Origin of the sequence: Chitinophaga sedimenti, assembly GCF_023156195.1 — a bacterium.
GTDB lineage: Bacteria > Bacteroidota > Bacteroidia > Chitinophagales > Chitinophagaceae > Chitinophaga > Chitinophaga sedimenti.
In genome coordinates, this window is sequence record NZ_JAKUKA010000001.1 from 4,358,176 (window position 1) to 4,375,913 (window position 17,738).

19 protein-coding genes and 1 pseudogene are annotated in these 17,738 nt (G+C 50.4%); all 20 read right to left on the reverse strand.

Annotated elements, in window-relative coordinates; translation table 11 throughout:
* Positions 1 to 4: 4 nt before the first annotated feature.
* Positions 5 to 1,111, reverse strand: a complete 1,107-nt coding sequence (locus tag MKQ70_RS24900) for a hypothetical protein (RefSeq protein WP_248075073.1) — start codon at positions 1,109 to 1,111, stop codon at positions 5 to 7.
* Between the two features lie 132 nt (positions 1,112 to 1,243).
* On the reverse strand, positions 1,244 to 1,687 hold the full coding sequence (locus MKQ70_RS24905) for a DUF5362 family protein (RefSeq protein WP_248075075.1): 444 nt from the start codon (positions 1,685 to 1,687) through the stop codon (positions 1,244 to 1,246).
* 233 nt (positions 1,688 to 1,920) lie between these two features.
* Positions 1,921 to 2,199, reverse strand: a complete 279-nt coding sequence (locus MKQ70_RS24910; protein WP_248075077.1) for a hypothetical protein — start codon at positions 2,197 to 2,199, stop codon at positions 1,921 to 1,923.
* A gap of 70 nt (positions 2,200 to 2,269) precedes the next feature.
* Positions 2,270 to 3,262 (reverse strand): Hint domain-containing protein, encoded by a 993-nt coding sequence (locus MKQ70_RS24915; protein WP_248075079.1) that lies wholly within the window; start codon positions 3,260 to 3,262, stop codon positions 2,270 to 2,272.
* 13 nt (positions 3,263 to 3,275) lie between these two features.
* Positions 3,276 to 3,500, reverse strand: coding sequence for a hypothetical protein (locus MKQ70_RS24920; protein WP_248075081.1), 225 nt, complete (start codon positions 3,498 to 3,500; stop codon positions 3,276 to 3,278).
* 13 nt (positions 3,501 to 3,513) lie between these two features.
* Positions 3,514 to 3,972: an aminotransferase class I/II-fold pyridoxal phosphate-dependent enzyme gene (locus tag MKQ70_RS24925; RefSeq protein WP_248075083.1), complete on the reverse strand. Its 459-nt coding sequence runs from the start codon at positions 3,970 to 3,972 to the stop codon at positions 3,514 to 3,516.
* A 55-nt stretch (positions 3,973 to 4,027) separates the two neighbouring features.
* Positions 4,028 to 4,432, reverse strand: a complete 405-nt coding sequence (locus tag MKQ70_RS24930) for a hypothetical protein (protein ID WP_248075085.1) — start codon at positions 4,430 to 4,432, stop codon at positions 4,028 to 4,030.
* 31 nt (positions 4,433 to 4,463) lie between these two features.
* Positions 4,464 to 6,037 (reverse strand): annotated as a pseudogene (locus MKQ70_RS24935) (flavin monoamine oxidase family protein).
* Positions 6,038 to 6,400: 363 nt separating this feature from the next.
* Positions 6,401 to 7,282, reverse strand: coding sequence for a glycoside hydrolase family 43 protein (locus tag MKQ70_RS24940; RefSeq protein ID WP_248075087.1), 882 nt, complete (start codon positions 7,280 to 7,282; stop codon positions 6,401 to 6,403).
* An 8-nt stretch (positions 7,283 to 7,290) separates the two neighbouring features.
* Entirely contained in the window at positions 7,291 to 8,121 is an 831-nt protein-coding gene (locus MKQ70_RS24945) for a beta-galactosidase small subunit (protein ID WP_308199532.1), read from the reverse strand.
* Positions 8,085 to 9,665 carry a glycoside hydrolase family 2 TIM barrel-domain containing protein gene (locus tag MKQ70_RS24950; protein ID WP_248081631.1) on the reverse strand — a complete coding sequence of 527 codons (1,581 nt, stop codon included), beginning with the start codon at positions 9,663 to 9,665 and terminating at the stop codon, positions 8,085 to 8,087. Before MKQ70_RS24950 ends, MKQ70_RS24945 begins: the two co-directional genes overlap by 37 nt.
* A 16-nt stretch (positions 9,666 to 9,681) precedes the next feature.
* Positions 9,682 to 10,320 carry a sugar-binding domain-containing protein gene (locus tag MKQ70_RS24955; protein ID WP_248075088.1) on the reverse strand — a complete coding sequence of 213 codons (639 nt, stop codon included), beginning with the start codon at positions 10,318 to 10,320 and terminating at the stop codon, positions 9,682 to 9,684.
* A 97-nt stretch (positions 10,321 to 10,417) separates the two neighbouring features.
* On the reverse strand, positions 10,418 to 10,864 hold the full coding sequence (locus MKQ70_RS24960) for an alpha-L-arabinofuranosidase C-terminal domain-containing protein (protein ID WP_248075090.1): 447 nt from the start codon (positions 10,862 to 10,864) through the stop codon (positions 10,418 to 10,420).
* Positions 10,818 to 12,257 (reverse strand): alpha-L-arabinofuranosidase family protein, encoded by a 1,440-nt coding sequence (locus MKQ70_RS41485; RefSeq protein WP_248075092.1) that lies wholly within the window; start codon positions 12,255 to 12,257, stop codon positions 10,818 to 10,820. Before MKQ70_RS41485 ends, MKQ70_RS24960 begins: the two co-directional genes overlap by 47 nt.
* Positions 12,194 to 12,379, reverse strand: coding sequence for a hypothetical protein (locus MKQ70_RS24970; protein ID WP_248075095.1), 186 nt, complete (start codon positions 12,377 to 12,379; stop codon positions 12,194 to 12,196). The genes MKQ70_RS41485 and MKQ70_RS24970 overlap by 64 nt, the downstream gene beginning before the upstream one ends.
* Positions 12,380 to 12,650: 271 nt before the next feature.
* Positions 12,651 to 12,845, reverse strand: a complete 195-nt coding sequence (locus MKQ70_RS24975; protein WP_248075098.1) for a RagB/SusD family nutrient uptake outer membrane protein — start codon at positions 12,843 to 12,845, stop codon at positions 12,651 to 12,653.
* A 17-nt stretch (positions 12,846 to 12,862) separates the two neighbouring features.
* Positions 12,863 to 14,182, reverse strand: coding sequence for a RagB/SusD family nutrient uptake outer membrane protein (locus tag MKQ70_RS24980; protein ID WP_248075099.1), 1,320 nt, complete (start codon positions 14,180 to 14,182; stop codon positions 12,863 to 12,865).
* Positions 14,183 to 14,200: 18 nt separating this feature from the next.
* Positions 14,201 to 16,417 carry a SusC/RagA family TonB-linked outer membrane protein gene (locus MKQ70_RS24985; protein WP_308199533.1) on the reverse strand — a complete coding sequence of 739 codons (2,217 nt, stop codon included), beginning with the start codon at positions 16,415 to 16,417 and terminating at the stop codon, positions 14,201 to 14,203.
* Positions 16,384 to 17,310, reverse strand: a complete 927-nt coding sequence (locus tag MKQ70_RS24990; RefSeq protein ID WP_248075101.1) for a TonB-dependent receptor plug domain-containing protein — start codon at positions 17,308 to 17,310, stop codon at positions 16,384 to 16,386. The genes MKQ70_RS24985 and MKQ70_RS24990 overlap by 34 nt, the downstream gene beginning before the upstream one ends.
* Positions 17,274 to 17,699: a hypothetical protein gene (locus MKQ70_RS24995; RefSeq protein WP_248075103.1), complete on the reverse strand. Its 426-nt coding sequence runs from the start codon at positions 17,697 to 17,699 to the stop codon at positions 17,274 to 17,276. Before MKQ70_RS24995 ends, MKQ70_RS24990 begins: the two co-directional genes overlap by 37 nt.
* Positions 17,700 to 17,738 lie beyond the last annotated feature (39 nt).

A 17,738-nucleotide genomic window follows, 5' to 3' on the forward strand; every position in this document is an offset into this window, starting at 1 on the left:
CTCTCTAAGGGTACTTTACTTTAAAAACACCATCTGTCATTGCATGCGTTATTATTTGCCCGGTTATCGACTTCACTTTAAGGTCCGCGGTAAAACTGCCGGCAATTGTTTTAGTATCGGCATCTATCGCAGTAATAATAACAGTTGCTTTTCCACCTTCCTTTTTGCTGGATGAGGGCGGCAATCCGAACATGATGCGTTCCGCCTTATAATGATAGGTCATTTCTGAAACGGTAGACGCGTCGCAGATGTAAGTACCCGGCCCGGTAACATTTTCCAGTTTTATATTGATTTCCGTGCTGGAGGAATTGCCATCCAGTCCGCGGACAGCGTTCGATTGCCGCAGACCTTTAATACTTAAAGCCGACGACGTATAAGCAACGGATATAGAAGTATTCCGATTGTCATTAAACGTATCCCAAGAAGTAAAAGTGTCATTCAGCTTGCAGGATAACTCCCCGGTATTTACCAGCGGCGTAAAAATCACCTGACCGATATCTACCAACTGACTTTTTACAACAGTAACCGTTTCACTTGCCCGCCTCACAAAATCGCTGGCCGGCGTAAAATTGATCTCGTAAGTGTCAGCAGGTATCTGCCCCACCGAAAAGCGCCCCGTGCCGGGATCCGGTTTAAGCAGGAAATATATACCACCGTTCGACGTACTTCTGATATAGACCTCGCGGGCCGCTGCCGCGGGAACAATGGTGCCACTAATACTGGCGTTACCGGCAGATGCTATTTTGATAGCACCAGCCAGCACATTCTGTCCGCCAGTTAGGGTCACGGAAATATCATTGGGCTTAATGTAATCAGCCGCCGGTACAAAACTTAACTTGTAACTGCCGGGCAGTACGTCCCGGAAATAAAACTCCGGGGTGCCGTCCATTGGCAGTACCGATACGGTTTTTCCGGCAGCATCCAGCAATTCTACCGCTGTAGCCGACCTTGTTGGCATTACGCTCCCCGAAATGGTGCCCGGCCTGTAAAGGTGGCCCGTACTGGTCGTATCGGGTATATTGGGAGGAACAGGGCTGTTGTCGGCGCCATTTTTACGGCAGGCCGCCAATTGCAGGCATAGTATGATCAGGCAAAGAATAAGCTGCTTCATGTGATTGGCTGTTGGAGCACAAAATTACAAATCGGGGAAAGCCTTGACAATACAGCAGATTGGGGGATTTTTCGAGGTATTAAAAAAGGGATGCAGCAGCTGCACCCCTTTTCTACATGTAAATATTTTCAACTAGCTCATCAGCAACGCGCCGCCAAGCCCAAATACCAGCAACAAAGCGTAGAACGACAACACGATCAGTGTTACGATACCTACAAACTTGAAGCAGGATTTCAGGTTGCCCGCAGATTTGTTGAACGCTTCCTGGTCCAGCGTACGCAGTGCTACCTGCATTTTGCTGGCAAAATTGTAAAGGAACAGGCAAGGGAAAAAGTAAAGCAGCGCAATCAGGATATACACAACGGTCATAGCACCGCCGGCAGCAGCCATACCCCGCTCTCCGTAGATGCCGGACATAGCGCTCATGATAGCGCCCATAAAAAAGGACAACAACACGATAAGTCCACATACTACAAAGCCTACAATAGACAGGAACTTAGCCCAGCGCGCAGCCTGTCCGAAAAATGAGGTTGTTTCAGCGTCAATACGAAGTTCGAAAAGGTTTTGATTCTCCATTGGGTTAAAGGTTTTGCTTAAAATTATACATTATTTTCATTTGTTTCGCATTCTTACACTGTAAATTATTGCGCCGAGCAGACCAAACGCCGCAGCGAGATAACCGAACGAATGCATATACCCTACCGTGGTAAATGTGCCGGCTGCCACAACAAGGCCACACACAGCACCAATAACAGCCCCCAATACAGCCGCCCCCAGTACTATCCCCAGGGCCCGTTTTGCCACGGGCATTATTTTTTCTTTATGTTGATACCAGATGCCGTAACCGCCAATGCCAGCCCCGTCCACAAACCAACCCACCAGGTAGCCGCTACCGCCACGTATACGACCAGCGTCCGCGTCGGCAAAGCTCCCACGTAATCCGCCAGCCCACTCTGCTCGAACTTAAAAGTGGTATAATACTCCGGCGATATCGTATAGGTGAGCTGATCGTGCAATATCCCGTAAACAACGGCCATCGCAATCGCCAGCACGATCGTCCTGAAAAAATAGAAAACTCTTTGTTTCATAGATGGGATCAAATTAATAAAAAAGCGGCAGCACGCAATGTGCTGCCGCGCTGTATCAGGGCAGGATAGATTATTTCTGTAACACCATCACTCCGTTCATCATGAACGTATCACCACCATCAGCTACGATGTTATATACCGGCTGTGTGCCGCCGGCCTTCTCCATTTTGTCCCACACGATAAAACGGCGGTAAGCGCCGGTTTTCTCGTCCTTACAAATCACTTCTTCCGCTACGTTCACATCGCCCGCCTTTTTACGACCGTCGGCCGTCGTCATGGGATGATTGGGCGTGGCCTGCAATACACGGCTTAGTAAACGCACATCCTTCCCGGCGGTCGTTTCTGTTTCCTCGGCCGACAATAACAACAATTGTGTGATCGCGTAATTTTTAGCATCATGCCTGGTCAGTTCCTTCACGGTCACCGCGGTCGTGCGTTGTGTCGCGGGATCCACCGTCACAACGCGGTCGCCGGCCTGCACATCCTGCAACAGTTTCTGCGAACCGTCTGCCATGGACACCAGCTGCGAGCCGGGAAAACAGATGTCGCTGCCATAAGTGGCCGATTCCGGCTTCAGGTCTTTGCCCCGGTGCTGGGCTTTGTATAATTGGAACGCACATTCTTTCGACAGTACGTACGACAGCTTCAGCACGAAATTCTTTTCTTCTTTGTCAATTGCATGAATGTCCTCAAAGTAACGGTCCCATACTTTCGAATCTGCCGTAAAGTTGGGCAATACCGCAGTATACAGCTTTCCTTTTTCATTCGTGTAATAAATCATTGTACCCAGTTCCTGCATGCCTTCTTTGGCGAGCAGTTTATAAAGATCCACGCGTTTCTTCAGCCCATCATCCCCCGTGATGTAGTAGGGTTTGCGCATTTCGTAGCGGTCAAGCACATACGCATTTTCGAATTTCGCGTACGTATCGTTGTCCAGGTCTTTTACCGTAAACTTCTTTGCTTTTTCGTATTCATCCATTGTAATGGCGCGCGCCGGCTTGTCCTGCGCACCGGCTGCCAACCCGATACAGGCGAACAACAGCATAAAAAATGACTTCATCATCAACCTAAAAAATTTAAGATATTTCTTTAAATGCAGCAGCGAAGGCCTCCATTTCATCCATGCGGCCAATACTTACGCGGCACCAGTTCTTCCCGGAAAACTTCCAGGAACGCACACCAACGCCACGTTTCATCATCTCTTCCACGAACCGTTCGCTGTCCATTTTAACCGGGAACATCACGAAATTGGCTACAGACGGGATGTACTCATATCCTTCGGCCTTTAATGTTTTATACAAAAACGCTTTACTCTCATTGGTTTTCGCGAGCGCCCCCGAGGAATTCTTTATCCTGGTAAGCGGCAATGGCCGCATGGGTCGCCGGCGCCGAAATCGAAAAAGGGCCGGGCGTCACGCTCTCCAGCTTTTTGATCGTGTCCGGCAACGCCACTACATACCCTACGCGCAGTCCCGCAAACCCGTACAGCTTTGAAAAAGTACGTGCCACAATAATGTTCTGTCCTTTCTTCACCCCGCCAATCATGGTGGCGGCAGCCGGATCGGGCATATAATCTATGTAAGCCTCATCCACCATCACCATCACTTTCTTAGACACCCGATCGCAAAACGCCTGCAATTTCGCGATGTCCACCGCGGTGGCCGTGGGATTGTTTGGATTGCACACGTACACGAGTTTCGTATTGGCGTCTATAGCCTTTTCCATGGCATCCAGGTCCAGTTTATATTCAGCGGTCAGCGGTACTTTTTCCATGTGGCGCCGTACGAGGCCGAGCGCTCAGGCAAATCGTCGTAGGTAGGATCGCCGGTTACCAGGTTACCGCCGCCATGGCAAAACGCCAGCGCAGTCGCCAGCAACAGGGGGAGGAACCGGAAGAAAAAAGCAACATATCCTCCTGCACACCCTCATACGCTGCCACCTTCTTTACCAGGTCGCCGAAATACATAAAAGGATATTGATACGAAGAAGCCAGGTTGTCCACGATCGCCTTGCGCGCCTTTTCAGAGGGACCGAAAGGGTTTTCATTCGCAAACAATCGCGCCTTGAGGTCGGGTGGGGCCAGGCGTTCAAATTCGGCATCGCTCAGCTGGCGGTTGGGGTTATCCGCCCTGCGAGGACTTGCAAAACTGCCGAACGACGACAGGAATGGCAGTCCGCCTGTTACAATTGCGCCTGTCCGCAGCCAGTCGCGCCGGTTCATTAACGTAGGCATAAAAATATTTTATGGTTGATAAATAAGCAGTCTAAATTCCTGCGTACGCCACCCGCTGGCCCGTTACGCGCGCATGCAGCTCCGCCACTGTTTTGCGTGCCGACTCAAAAGCTCCCGCCATCCGGGCATTCAGGTAAGTCATATGCTCACCCGCAAAATACACCTGCTTGTCTGCCCGCTGCAACGCCGCATACGACGACTGCCGCGTTGCCGCCGTGTATAATGCCCAGCCACCAAGACTATGCTCGGTTTTATGCCAGCACACAGAAAATGCCTTTTCAAATTCCTGCTGATACTGCGGATGAATCAAACGGCCTTTGTCCAGCGCCAGCTGCTGACGTTGCACAAAATCCAGGTCGCCCATCTTTTTGCACGCTCATTAAAATTGTAAAAGCCTATCAGGATGCCCTTTTTGCCAAGATAGTCGTAAGAGGGGTAAAAAATTTGCGCCAGTTCGTTGTTGGTATGGGTGATGCCACCGTAAATCTGCTCGTCTTCTTCCCAGAAGCGCCGTTTAAACTGCAGTCCGATTTTACACGTTTGCATGTACGGCACAAAATCAATCGCCCTGCTCACGTCGGATGAAAAATTGTGATCGATGTTGCTTAATACCGGCAGGGGTATGGTACAGATGCAAAGATCGGCAGTTATTTGCTTTTCGCCACCATTATCTTTATACGTGACTTTTACGCCTTCCGGCTGATTGTGTATGGCGGTCACCTGGCAACCAAATTTGATCGCTGTGCCCACCTTGCCTTCAAACGCTTTCGCGATCGTGTCCATTCCGCCCACGGCCTGGAACATCGTCATTTGCAATTCGTACGCATATTCGGCTACATTGTAAAAATCGGGATCCATCAGCCCGGAGGATATAATGTCGCTTAACCTGTGCGGGTCCGCAATGCGGCCGGCTTTATCGCCCGCGCCGGGATGTTCTATGAAACCGCGCCGGTCGGATGCCTTGTATAATTTATCAATATCCAGCCCTCCTTCCGCGCGTAAAAACTCGATGATCTTCTGCGTATCCTCTTTCGTTAAACCCGCATCCAGCTGTCCCTGATCAATGGCCTTGGCGAGCATTTCCGCGGTATAACCGCGCACATCGCTGTGTATTTCGCGTACCCTTACTTTCTTATTACTCAGCATTCCATTTCCCTCAGCGAAATAATAGGCCGCCTCGTTGATGTTGTTGTACACCTGTAACGGCACACCTAATTCTTTACAGTAGTGCATCGTCAGCTCATGATGGTGCGGAATGCGCGAGGGACCGGCATTAAAATACTGCCCATCATCAAAAGCCGCTGTCTGCAAGGGCGCATCTGTTTCTTTATTCGTACTCCCTTTACGGACGGAAAACACACGGCCGCCCGCCCGCTGCCGAGCTTCGAGTATGGTACAGCGATACCCGAGTTTCTGCAATTCATACGCGGCAGCCATTCCCGCCAGCCCGGCGCCTAAAATCAGTACATGCTTGTTATCTCCGCTGCCTTCCAGTTCAAAAGCATGTGCCGGTGCAGATCGCAGCATACCCAAAGCCAGCATGGCGGGGTAGGCGGCAAGTGCAGAAGTACCGTTTCGGAGAAAAGCGCGTCTAGATATTGGCATTAACTCGTATATTTTCCATCTATACTAAAAATAAACCATTTTTCGCTGACATGGCAAGCATTATCCAGATAGTTAAAAATTGAATATGATTGACCAAAAACGGTTTACCATAAAAAAACGCCCGCCCACAAGGGCAGGCGCTCCTGACAAAACAATACGAAAACAAAAATCTTTTCTTCAGCTAGCTGGCAAACAACGCGTTTCAACTGCTATCATAGTACTATCCTTGCTACATCCTTCGCTGATCCTTCGCTCAACCTTCGCTAAAACCGCTGTGGCAGCCAATTAAGCATAGGATGAGCGAAGGATCAGCGAAAGATGCTGTTACTTACCTCATACCTTCCAGCACTTTCCTGCTCACCTTCAACACCGTACCATGGCGGATTCCTTCGGCATTTCGAGCTTTTCGCTCTCTTCCGTCCAGTTCACCAGGTCGGTGGAGGTAACCACGCCATACTTGTGCTGGGTATATTTATCAAAATACACTAACCATTTGTTGCCGATCTTGATCGCGGTAGGACCTTCGGCCCAGTAATTACCGGTGATCGGTTTGGTGGGTTTGCCGTAGCCACCGGTCAGTTTTTTGCTGGTCACCAAGTACAGCTTCTTCTGCGGTTGCGGTTTCAACGTTTCATCTTTCAGGAACATGAGGTATTGCTTACCATTTGGCTGAATACTCGCGTCGATTACATTAAAACCCTGGTCGTACAGCAATTTGGCCGGGGTGTAGGTTTTAAAATCCTTCGTGGTCACGTAATACATGCGGTGGTTATTGTCGCCCAACGAATCCGTAGCCGGAAAACGGCCCGGGATCGTAGTGGCCCAATAAATCATGTATTGCTTTCCTTTGGCGTCATATATAATCTCCGGCGCCCAGCAGTTCTGCGCATTTTCATGCGCCATTACCGGTACGTTTTGCTGTTCCGACCAGTGCACCAGGTCTTTCGACGAGGCGTAACCAATCGTTTTTTCGTGCCAGCTCACCGTCCACACCATATGAAACAAACCGTCCGGCCCCTGGATGATGCAAGGGTCACGCATCAGCTTATCCTGACCGGCCGTGGGTTTCAGGAAGGAACTATCGCCACGGAGCGCGCTCCATTTGTAACCATCTTCACTGTAAGCAAAGTGCAAACCATCCTCGCCGTTACCTTTAAAGTAGGAAAACAGGTATACGTCTTTTCCCTGCGCAAACGCAGCGGCAGAAAAGCACATCAAAAAAGCATTCAACAAAAATTTTCTCATATCAATCACTATTTACCGGGTATCAATCTCAAAATATAACTGTAAGCATAGGTTTTCTCCAACAGGCGATACTGCCTGTGTGGCAGAGCACCCCAGCTGTCATCGCCACCAAGGCCACGCTGCGCCAGGTCTACATGAAGGTACACTTCCCTGCGCGGTTTAATATCTGTCCAGTGCTGCTGCTTCTTCGTCATACCCGGATCAAAGTCTTCGGTCATGTGGTTCAGTGCGGAGAAGCCGATCGGTTTCGCGCCCTCTACCTGCAAACCGGCACCCGATTCGTCGGTAAGACGCAACCAGCGCACATCTGTTTTGTAACCATTTTCCTGCGGACGAATATAATTCTCGGTGCCCTGGTTGCTTACACTGTCTTTATAAATACCCACGAAGGCTGCGGTATTTCGGTCCGCGTAGTTTTCCCAGGGACCACGGCCGTAGTAAGCCAGGTTTTTATAAGCCGGCGGCAATTGCAAACGCATACCGAAACGCGGCAACTCTGGCAGCTCGCGACCAGCCATATCGATAGCAGCGGTAATTTTCACCGCACCGTCGTTCTGCACCTGGTAACTAACAGTATAGGTTACACCGATGCCGGTAAGCTCATAATCCACCTTAATATTAATACCGCCGGCATTCTGTTCACCTACCTGCACGGCTTTCACTTTACGGTTCACGTGTGCGTTACGCCATATGCCCATATTGGATTCCATGCCGTTACCAAAATCGTTATCTGTGGGAGCACGCCAGAAATAAGGCTCCGGCAGTTGCGCTATGATTCGCTTTCCGCTTATGCCATAACGGTTCAGCCGGCCGGACTCTGTATCAAATTCACCATTGATATTACCGGCAGTGAAGGATAACCTTTGCCATCGCGGGTTACTTTCAACGAACCGCCCTTGTCGCTTTCGGCGGCGAAGTAATTATCATTACCCACGACAAACTGCTCATTCGCTATTTCGTAACCGGCTGGCAGCAACCTGTCCGGCACTTTCCTGTGTGCGGAAACATTCAGCCGGTACTCCACACCAGCGGCCTCCTCCAGTGCAGGCAATGAAAGCTGTACGTCCTGTTCGCCGCGCGGCGCGGCTTTCACAGCAAACGTCCCTTCTTTTACCACTTCTCCATTTCTATATAAAACCCACTTGTAGTTAAAGTTATCGGCAGCGGTAAAAGCATACAGGTTCTTCACATGGATAATACCTTTGGATAAATCTTTCGCGCTGAACAGAATATCCTGGTACACTTTCTTCACTTCTTTTAAGGCGGGATGGGGCACACGGTCGGAACCGACCACACCATCGGAACAGGAGTTTTCGTCGTTCTGCAAATGGTACGCACCAAAGTCGCCACCATATGCCCAAAAGTAGCGGCCATCGGGCGTACGGGTCTTAATGCCCTGGTCTACCCAATCCCAGATAAAACCGCCCTGCATTTGTTTACTGCTGTAAATAATATCCCAGTAAGCCTGGAAGTTTCCGGTACTGTTACCCATCGAGTGTGCATATTCACACATGATGTAAGGACGTTTTTTATCAGTCGCTTTCGCGTACTGCTCCATATTGCGGATACGCGGGTACATCGGGCAAACGATATCAGTATTCCAGTCTTCACCCGCCTGTTCGAACTGTACAGGACGTGTGCTGTCCTGGCCTTTCAACCATGTATACATATCGTGGAACACGGCCCCGTTACCACATTCATTGCCCATACTCCAGATAATAATCGAAGCATGGTTCTTATCTCTTTCGAACATACGCGTAATACGGTCCTTGTGCGCCGGCGCCCACAGCGGCAAATAGGCGGGATGCTTCGTTTTATCGAACCAGGCCTGAAATTCAGCCCCCATGCCATGTGTTTCGATGTTCGCTTCGTCTACCAGGTAAATACCGTACTGATCGCAGAGTTTGTACCAGTAAGGATCATTGGGGTAGTGACTGTTACGCACAGCGTTCACATTATGCTCCTTCATCAGCTGAATGTCTTTCAGCATCAAAGCGCGGCTGGGTGTATGTCCTTCGTCCTCGTCATGTTCGTGGCGGTTAGTGCCGTGTACGATGAGCGGCTGGCCATTCAGCAACAGCTGTGCATTACGGATTTCTACCTTGCGGAAACCTACCTGCTGCTCCACCACGCCGAGCGACTGCCCATTGGCATCCGTCAACGTTAATTGCAAAGCATATAAATTTGGCGCTTCACTGCTCCATCGTTTTACATTTTTTATTTGTGTGTTGAAGCGAAGCTGGTACATCGTATCATTGCCTACCTGCAATGGTTTGGTCGCCTGGAACACGATACTGTTACCATCTTTCAGCACCACCTGCAACGACGCGTTTTTCGTAGCGGCGCCGGCAAATTTGCGGAGGTCTACTTCCAGATTAAACACACCATTGCGGTAGCTGTTATCTAATCCCGCCTGTACGAAATAATCCCAGATGGTCAATTTGGGCTGCGCGTACAGGAATACATCGCGCTCGATGCCGCTCAAACGCCAGAAGTCCCGGGTCTTCAAGGTAGCTGCCATCGTGCCAGCGGAATACCTGTACCGCGAGCAGATTTTGCCCCGGCTTCAGGTAACGGGTTATATTGAATTCGGCTTCTGTTTTGGAAGCCTTGCTCATGCCCACTTTCTGGCCATTTACATATACAAAGGCACAACCGGTAATAGAACCGAAGTGCACCAATACCTCTTTATTGCTCCACGCCGCTGGCACCGTGAACGTTTTACGGTAAGTACCCACCGGATTATTATCGCCCACGAATGGCGGATTACGAGGGAACATATAAGTGATGTTCGTGAACACCGGCAACCCGAAACCCTGCAACTCCCAGTTGGAAGGCACTTTAATATCCTTCCACTCGTTATCATCTAAATCGGGACGAAAGAACTCCATCGGCCGCGCAGAGGTTTTGTCTGCATACCAGAATTTCCAATTACCGTTCAGGGACTGATAATACGAAGAGCGGCTGTAATCTTCCGCCGATACTTCACCCGCATGATCAAACACCATGAAATTGGCGCGGGGCTTTTCTTTGTTCAATTCATAAAGAGAGGGATTTTCCAGTCGTTCTGTTGCGCGACGGCCAGCTGTGATAACAGCAGACCGCCTATCAATAATGCTTTCATCTATGTTTCTTTTATTTTACCGGCACACTGATCACCGTGAAAGAGGCGGGTTTCAGTGATGCGGTAAGGCTGGATTTCTTCGTTTTAAGCGTGCTGATAACAGGTGTTACTTCATTTGGTTTCTCCAGTGTATTGTAACTGGAAAGTGCCGTTGCTGCCAGTGTTTCCACTTTCACATTACTGTTGGCAGCAGCGCCTGCGATATTGAACGTGACTGTTTTGGTTTGATGAGAAGTGTTCACGATTTTGATATAAGCCGTTTTCGTGGGCTGGTCGATCACCGCGCTGGCGTACAGGCTGTCTTTTCCCGTAAGTGCCGCACCGTTCGCTGTAATAGGCAGTACATTAGATCCTTTATAATTGCCATACAACTTCTGTACATAAAAATTCGGCGTACCCACGGTCTGCAGGTTATCGAACCAGATCAGGTCGGGGGCGCCACTGCCATGCTTCCACATGTGCGAACAGTGGCGCGTAGGAACACATGTGTACTACGTCGGCATTACGTTCCAGGCCGGTCATGAAGGCAGCTTCGGCCAGTGCGCTCAGCCAGGTATTACGGCTTTCAGATTGCGGCTTTTCTTCCTTTTCATGCGCGGCATATTCGCCGGCAAATACTTTCGGGCCCTTACGATCATAATTGTCGTAACGGGCAGCATTCAGGAAGAACCAATCCGGCGGACGGTAATAATGTTCGTCGATTAATGGCGCATTCAGCTTACGCAGTTCTTTCCAGGCAAACTCAAACTCCTTCCCGCTTGCTCCGGGGCCAGAGCCCGATACCAGCACAATTTCAGGATGCTGCTTCTGCAGCACTTCTGCAAATATTTTATACCGGTCAATGTATTGTACATCCCATTGCTCGTTGCCAATGCCGAGATATTTCAGGTTGAAAGGCGCCGGGTGCCCCATGTCTGCACGCAGTTTACCCCATTTGGTAGTGACTGCACCGTTCGCGAATTCGATCAGGTCAAGTGCATCCTGTACGTAAGGAACCAGTTGATCCAATGCTACCACTTCGCCGGTGTTGTACTGGCAAGCCATACCACAGTTCAGGATCGGGAGCGCCGCAGCACCCAGATCTTCCGCCAGCTGGAAGTATTCATAAAAACCAAGACCAAACGTCTGGAAATAATCCGGTGCATTACGATGCGAAAATTCTGTATTCCAGCGGTTGATGATCAGCTCCCTGTCCTCTACACGTCCCACTGTTTTTTTCCACTGGTACCGGTTCATCAGGTCGCGGCCCTCCACTATGCAACCACCGGGAAAACGCACGAAGCCGGGTTTCAGTTCAGCCAGTCTTTCTACTAAATCCTTTCTTAAACCACCGGGTCGGCCTTTCCAGGTATCTTTCGGGAACAGGGAGATCATATCCGCTTCGAGCACGCCTTTTCCTTCGAAATAAATTTCCAGGTGTGCTTTGGCTGCTGTTTTAGTCGCGGTGATCGCCGCTTTATGCTGGTCCCACTCGCCGGTAAATCCGCCCAGGGTCGTTTCGCCCAGCTTATCGCCATTCGCATCCACCAGTGCAATCCGCAGTTTGATATCACCTTCCGCCTTACGCGCCCACAATGAAAAATCATAACCAGCACCCTGCTTTACACCCATGCCACGGAAGCCGTCGTTGGACAAACCAAACATGCCTTCCGATGTAATGGTGGCGTAACGGGGGTTAGCGGGATTAGCCGCCACGTGATTATTGATGAGCACCTTGCCGCGCAATCCTTCCCTGCGAATGTCTTTCCATGCCATCATTGGCTGCAAAAATTCGAAGGAGCGGTTCTTCACCATTTCGGCGTACAAGCCACCGTCCGCGGCGAAGTTGATGTCTTCAAAAAGATCCCCCACATCGTGGATTGAATGGGAGCGCCGGGCTTATTGGCCAGTACTGAAATCTGCTGCGCCTGTGCGCCCGCCATCGCCTGGGAAATTAACAGCAGCGACAAAGCTGCTTTCCGAAGGATATTCATAAGTATCAGTGCACTATTTTAAATTGATAAAAGATCTGTTTACTCTACGTCTAAAGCCACTGTGGGCCGGTGGCGACACGTGGAATTGAATGGACGCATATAATAATTGTTAAATTAACACTTATTTACTGAAGGCTAAAATACCTTTAATCGGGGGCGCATCATAGCATTAAATTAACCTATCATAGCTATATATTAACCCTTTGATCAGTGGAAAAAAGAAAGGGCGCACCGGAAAACCGGGCGCCCGTCACATATAAAAACTGAGTGGTTAATAATTTTGGTTCTGTTTTATCCCAGCCACCAGTACATCGTTATTGGGAATCGGCAATACTTCATTTTTATTTGGTTCGAAGCCCAGCGGGCCTAATACGGCCTCCGCCCTGCCCCAGCGTACCAGATCTACATAACGGTAGCCCTCGAAAGCAAGTTCCAGCTGACGCTCTGTTACAATTGCCTCGAACAATGCGTTACCCGAAGCGGTTACCTCGCCGAGGTTCGCACGGAGGCGTACTTTTTTAATTCTGTCCGGGCGCGATCTTCATCCCCCGCGCGATAGTAAGCCTCTGCGGCCATCAGCAGCACATCGGCATAACGTAACAAACGCCAGTTCGTACCATAGTTCAACTCCGCCACCGCACCACCGGAGCCGTTGGTCTGCCCCTGGTAAGAACCATACTTACGTTGCAGGTAACCCTCAAAATCCCAGCTGGTTGGGTCGGTCCAGTCGCCACCGGCGGCCTTCAATTCGGCAACGGACATCACGGTATTCTGGCGGCGTTTTACGTCACCTGCTGCTATGTAAGCATCATACAATGATTTCTTAGGAAGATTAAAGCCCCAGCCTGCGATAAGCGAATCGGCCGGCGCCTTCTTATAATAATCGGCGCGGGGCCCCATCAGCTGAATATGAATATTGCTTTCCAAAGCGCGGCCATTATCCCAGGGAAAATTGCCCCAGTCATAAGGCACATTGGACACGTAGTTCACTTCGAACAAAGACTCGATCCCAAATTCGCCTTGCAAGGAGAACACCTTCGCAAAATCGGGTTCCAGGTCGTATTGGCCGGACTTGATCACGAGATCGAATTGGGCTGCGGCAGGCGCCCATTTTTTCTGGTACAGCAATGCCTTACCAAGAATAGCCTGCGCAGTGCCTTTAGACAGCCGAAACCGATCGGCGGCGCTATATTCGCTTTTCAACGGCAAATCAGGTATCGCTTCATTCAGGTCTTTTTCGATCTGCGCATATACATCCACAGCGGGTGTGCGTGGTGTTTTCTGGAAGTCGCTCAACGAAATGGCTTTTGTTACAACGGGCACATCTCCCCAAAGACTCACCAGTTCGAGATAGTTGTATGCCCGCATGGCCTTCGCTTCGGCGATAAGCCTTTTGCGCAGGGCGTTTTCAGGTTTTACATTGTTGATTACTAGATTAGCGCGGGCAATGGTGTAATAGGTCATGCGCCAGGCGCCAAATACCGCTTCATTCTGCGAATCGAAAGTAAAATCATCGAGCGCCTGGTAGCCGGGCTGGTCGCCGGGACCGTTACCGCCGGCATTACTTTCATCCGAAGGAAAAGTTTTTACTAAGGTGATACTGGACCATCCGAAATTGTAGTGCTCAGACAGGAAGTCGTACATGGCAACAGTGGCCTGCATCGCATCTGCATCGGTTTTGTAGAAGCCATCAATAGGTAGCCGCCCAGGAATTTCCTGGTCAAGGAAACTCTTGGAGCAGCTACCGGTCAGCATGAACGTGGAGAAACTAAGTGCAGCTATTTTAAGAATCGAATTTTTCATGATAACGTGTTTTTCAGATTAAAAACTCACATTCAGGCCAAACATCAGTTTACGCGGAATCGGGTATACACCGCGGTCGATACCCAGGCTGTTGGCATTGTTGCTGCCCGCTTCGGGATCCATACCCGGGTAATCGGTGAAGGTGAAGAAATCGTCGAGCGACACGTAAAGGCGCGCCCGCGTGATGTTTGCGCGTGTCAGCAGCGGCTTCGGCAGGGAGTAACCCAGTTGCAGCTGACGGATGCGGGCGTAGGAGCCATTGAAGATCATCTTATCTGAATTGTATACAAACTCGCTGTTGGTATTCGCCGCGAACCAGGTATTGGTGCTGCCTGCGCCAGTCCAGCGGTTATTGTAGAAGAACGCGGGTTTATTCGCGGTGGGCCTGTCTACACGATTAAAGCCCATGAAAATATCATTGCCAGCCTGTCCCTGCAAAAACATCAGGAAGTCAAAACCCTTGTACGACAAGTTCACACGGCCGCCGTAAAGCAGGTTCGGATGCGGGCTGCCGATGAAAGTATGGTCGGCGTTGGAAATGGATTTATCTCCGTTCACATCCACCACGATCGGATCCCCGGGTTTGGGATTATAACCGGTGATGCCGGTAGTTGCTTTGTACTTATCGATCTCCGCCTGGTCCTGGAAAATACCGGAAGTTTTGTAGCCGCGGAAATACCAGATCGGGTATCCCACTTCAAAGAAAGTAGCCGTATAACCGGTGCCCAGGCCCGTACCCGGCAAGCGTTGTACGAACGGGTTGAGGTAAGTCACCTCGTTATTTAGTGTGGCCAGGTTACCGCCGATTTCCCACTTAAATTCGTTGTCATCGTTCCTGTAACCGAGGTCAATTTCTATACCTTTATTACGCACGTCGCCGCTGTTCACAAAAGGCAGTGCAAAGCCTGCGAACCCCGGCGCTGTACCCGGCGAAATCAGGTCTTTAGTTGTCTTATTATAGTAATCTACCGATAGATTCACCTTGTTATTGAACATCATCAAATCGAAACCGATATCGATATGATTGCTTTCTTCCCACTTCAATGCAGGGTTAGCGATGTTCGCCGCTTCTGCCCCTACGAGGAATGCGCCACTTGCATCCGGATAACGCAGGCCCTGTGCGGTAATGACAGAAGCCCACTGGCCAATGCCGATATTAGACAAACTACCGTTAATTCCCCAGCTGGCGCGAATCTTCAGGTAATCGATCACCGGAACCGATTCCTTAAAGAAAGATTCATTCGACACTACCCAGCCCGCAGACACAGACGGGAACAATCCCCACTGGTTCGACGGCGGCAGCACAGAACCGCCATCACGGCGCACCGTCACGTTCAACAAGTATTTATCGTCGTAATCATAAATCACGCGGCCATAATAGGAAAGCAGCTGTTTGTAGTTCTGCTGTCCCGCAATACGGTCTACATCATCGGGCGTAAAATCGCTGTAAGCGAACTTGTCCTCTTCCGCAAACATACCGGAAGAGCTGCCATTGAGGCGGTTATATCCCATCTTGATGGCCGACATGCCGGCGAGTAACGAGAGGTTGTGTTTACCGAACTTCCTGCTGTAGTTCGCAAAGTTTTCCCACTGCCAGTTAAACCAGTTTTCGTTGTTGTCGGTTACGCTGGAAACAGTGTTTAGTCTTTCTGAGGAGTACCAGAAAGTAGGCGACCAGGAGTGGTTGCGCTGGAAGGCAGCGTCGATGCCGAAGCGGGTGGTGAGTTTCAGTCCTTTAATAGGTTCCAGTTCGCCATACACATTGCCTACAACCTTGCTTTGCCTGGTTTCCTGGTGGGTGTTGTGCATTTGTGCGATGGGGTTGGAAATTTCGCCTTTTACAAAATCGGAGATGCCGTAGTAATTACCATTTTCATCGCGGCTCAGGGGATTGCCTGCATTCAGCGCCGACTGGGCGTGTGCGGGCAGGGTGCCGGTATAAATAACGGGGGTGATCGGGTCCATGAGGATCGCGTTATTGATCACCGCACCAAATTCAGAATCTTCTGTCACCCCTCTTCTTTTAAAATGAGAGAAGGAAAACCGGTTACCGACATTCAGCCAGGGCTTGATTTTGTAATCGGTATTGATGCGCAGCGTGTATCGGTCGAACTTTGCTTTGCTCCCGCCGACTACGCCATCCTGCGAAAAGATGGTGCCGCCGATGAGGTAAGCTGATTTTTCCGTGCCACCGCTCAGGTTCAGCGCATAACGTTGCAGGGGGCGGTCGTAAATATTTCATCCAGCCAGTCGGTGCCTTTCACGCCGTTAACATCCGCCGGGGTTGGACGGTTGGCTGTACTGGATTCATTCAGGTAAGTGGCGTATTGTTCTACGTTCATCAGCTTCATCGGGTTTTTCACCGACTGCTGGCCGTATTGCATGGAAAAGTTGATTTCGCTGGAATTAATTTTACCGGTTTTCGTGGTAATGATCACTACGCCATTTGCGCCTTCCGCCCCGTAAATCGCTGCGGAGGCGCCGTCTTTCAGCACTTCCACGCTGGCGATCTCAGAGGGATCGAGGTATTCGATGCCGCCTGCGCGCACACCATCAATAATATACAACGGTTCCGCGGATCCGTTGGAACCGGTACCGCGCACCCTTACCCGCATGCCGCTGCCAGGCGAACCGGAGGCAGGCAAAACGCTCACACCGGGTGTACGCCCCTGCAGCGCCTGTTCAATACGACTGCTCGAAACGGTCGCAATCTGTTCCGCGCGAACAGAAGAAATAGCACCGGTCACCAGGCTCTTTTTCTGCGCGCCATACCCTACCACCACGATCTCATTCAGGGATTTATTGCTGGCTACCAGCTGCATGTTCAGCGTGGTGGCGCCGGTCACCAGCACTTCCTTTGCGTCGTAGCCAATAAGCGAGAACACAAGGGTTTTACCTACGGGCACATCCAGGCCGAAGCTGCCATCTGCTTTTACCTGGGTGCCGCGATTTTCTCCTTTAATGATCACGTTTACACCCAGGAGGGGATCGCCGGTAGTCTCGTCGGTAACGGTCCCGGTTACATGGGCAGACCGAACGGTGTCGGCCACCTGGTTAAACGACTGGCTGGAACCTCCTTTCGGCACGGACATCAGTAGCAGCGGGTCCTCTTTTTTATCTTTCTGCACAGGCTGCACCGGACTATTGGTACGCGGCGCATCTGTTGGCGCGCCGGCACTATGGCATACGTATTCGGCTGCACTACCTGCGCATCCAATCCCAGCGGCGACAGCAAACCGCGCAACATATCTTCAACATTCCGGTAGCGGGCGGGATCGAATGACACTTTTACATCGGGGAGTTTCTTTGCCTCGTATAACAGGTCAACTTTATAGTTCTTGTGAATTTCTTTTAATAAGGCCACGAGCGTTTTCTTTGACTTATCGCCCTGCTTAACGGTATGGGGTGCCCGGGTAAGGGCCAGGTCTTGCGGAAGGGCCGCATACGACGAATAACTGATTGCTGCAAAAGCCGTGACAAGCAGGCTTTGCCGGCAAAACAAAATTCGCTTTTTCATGATGTGGAATTTGTTTATGAGCGTTAAGGATTTCTTTCT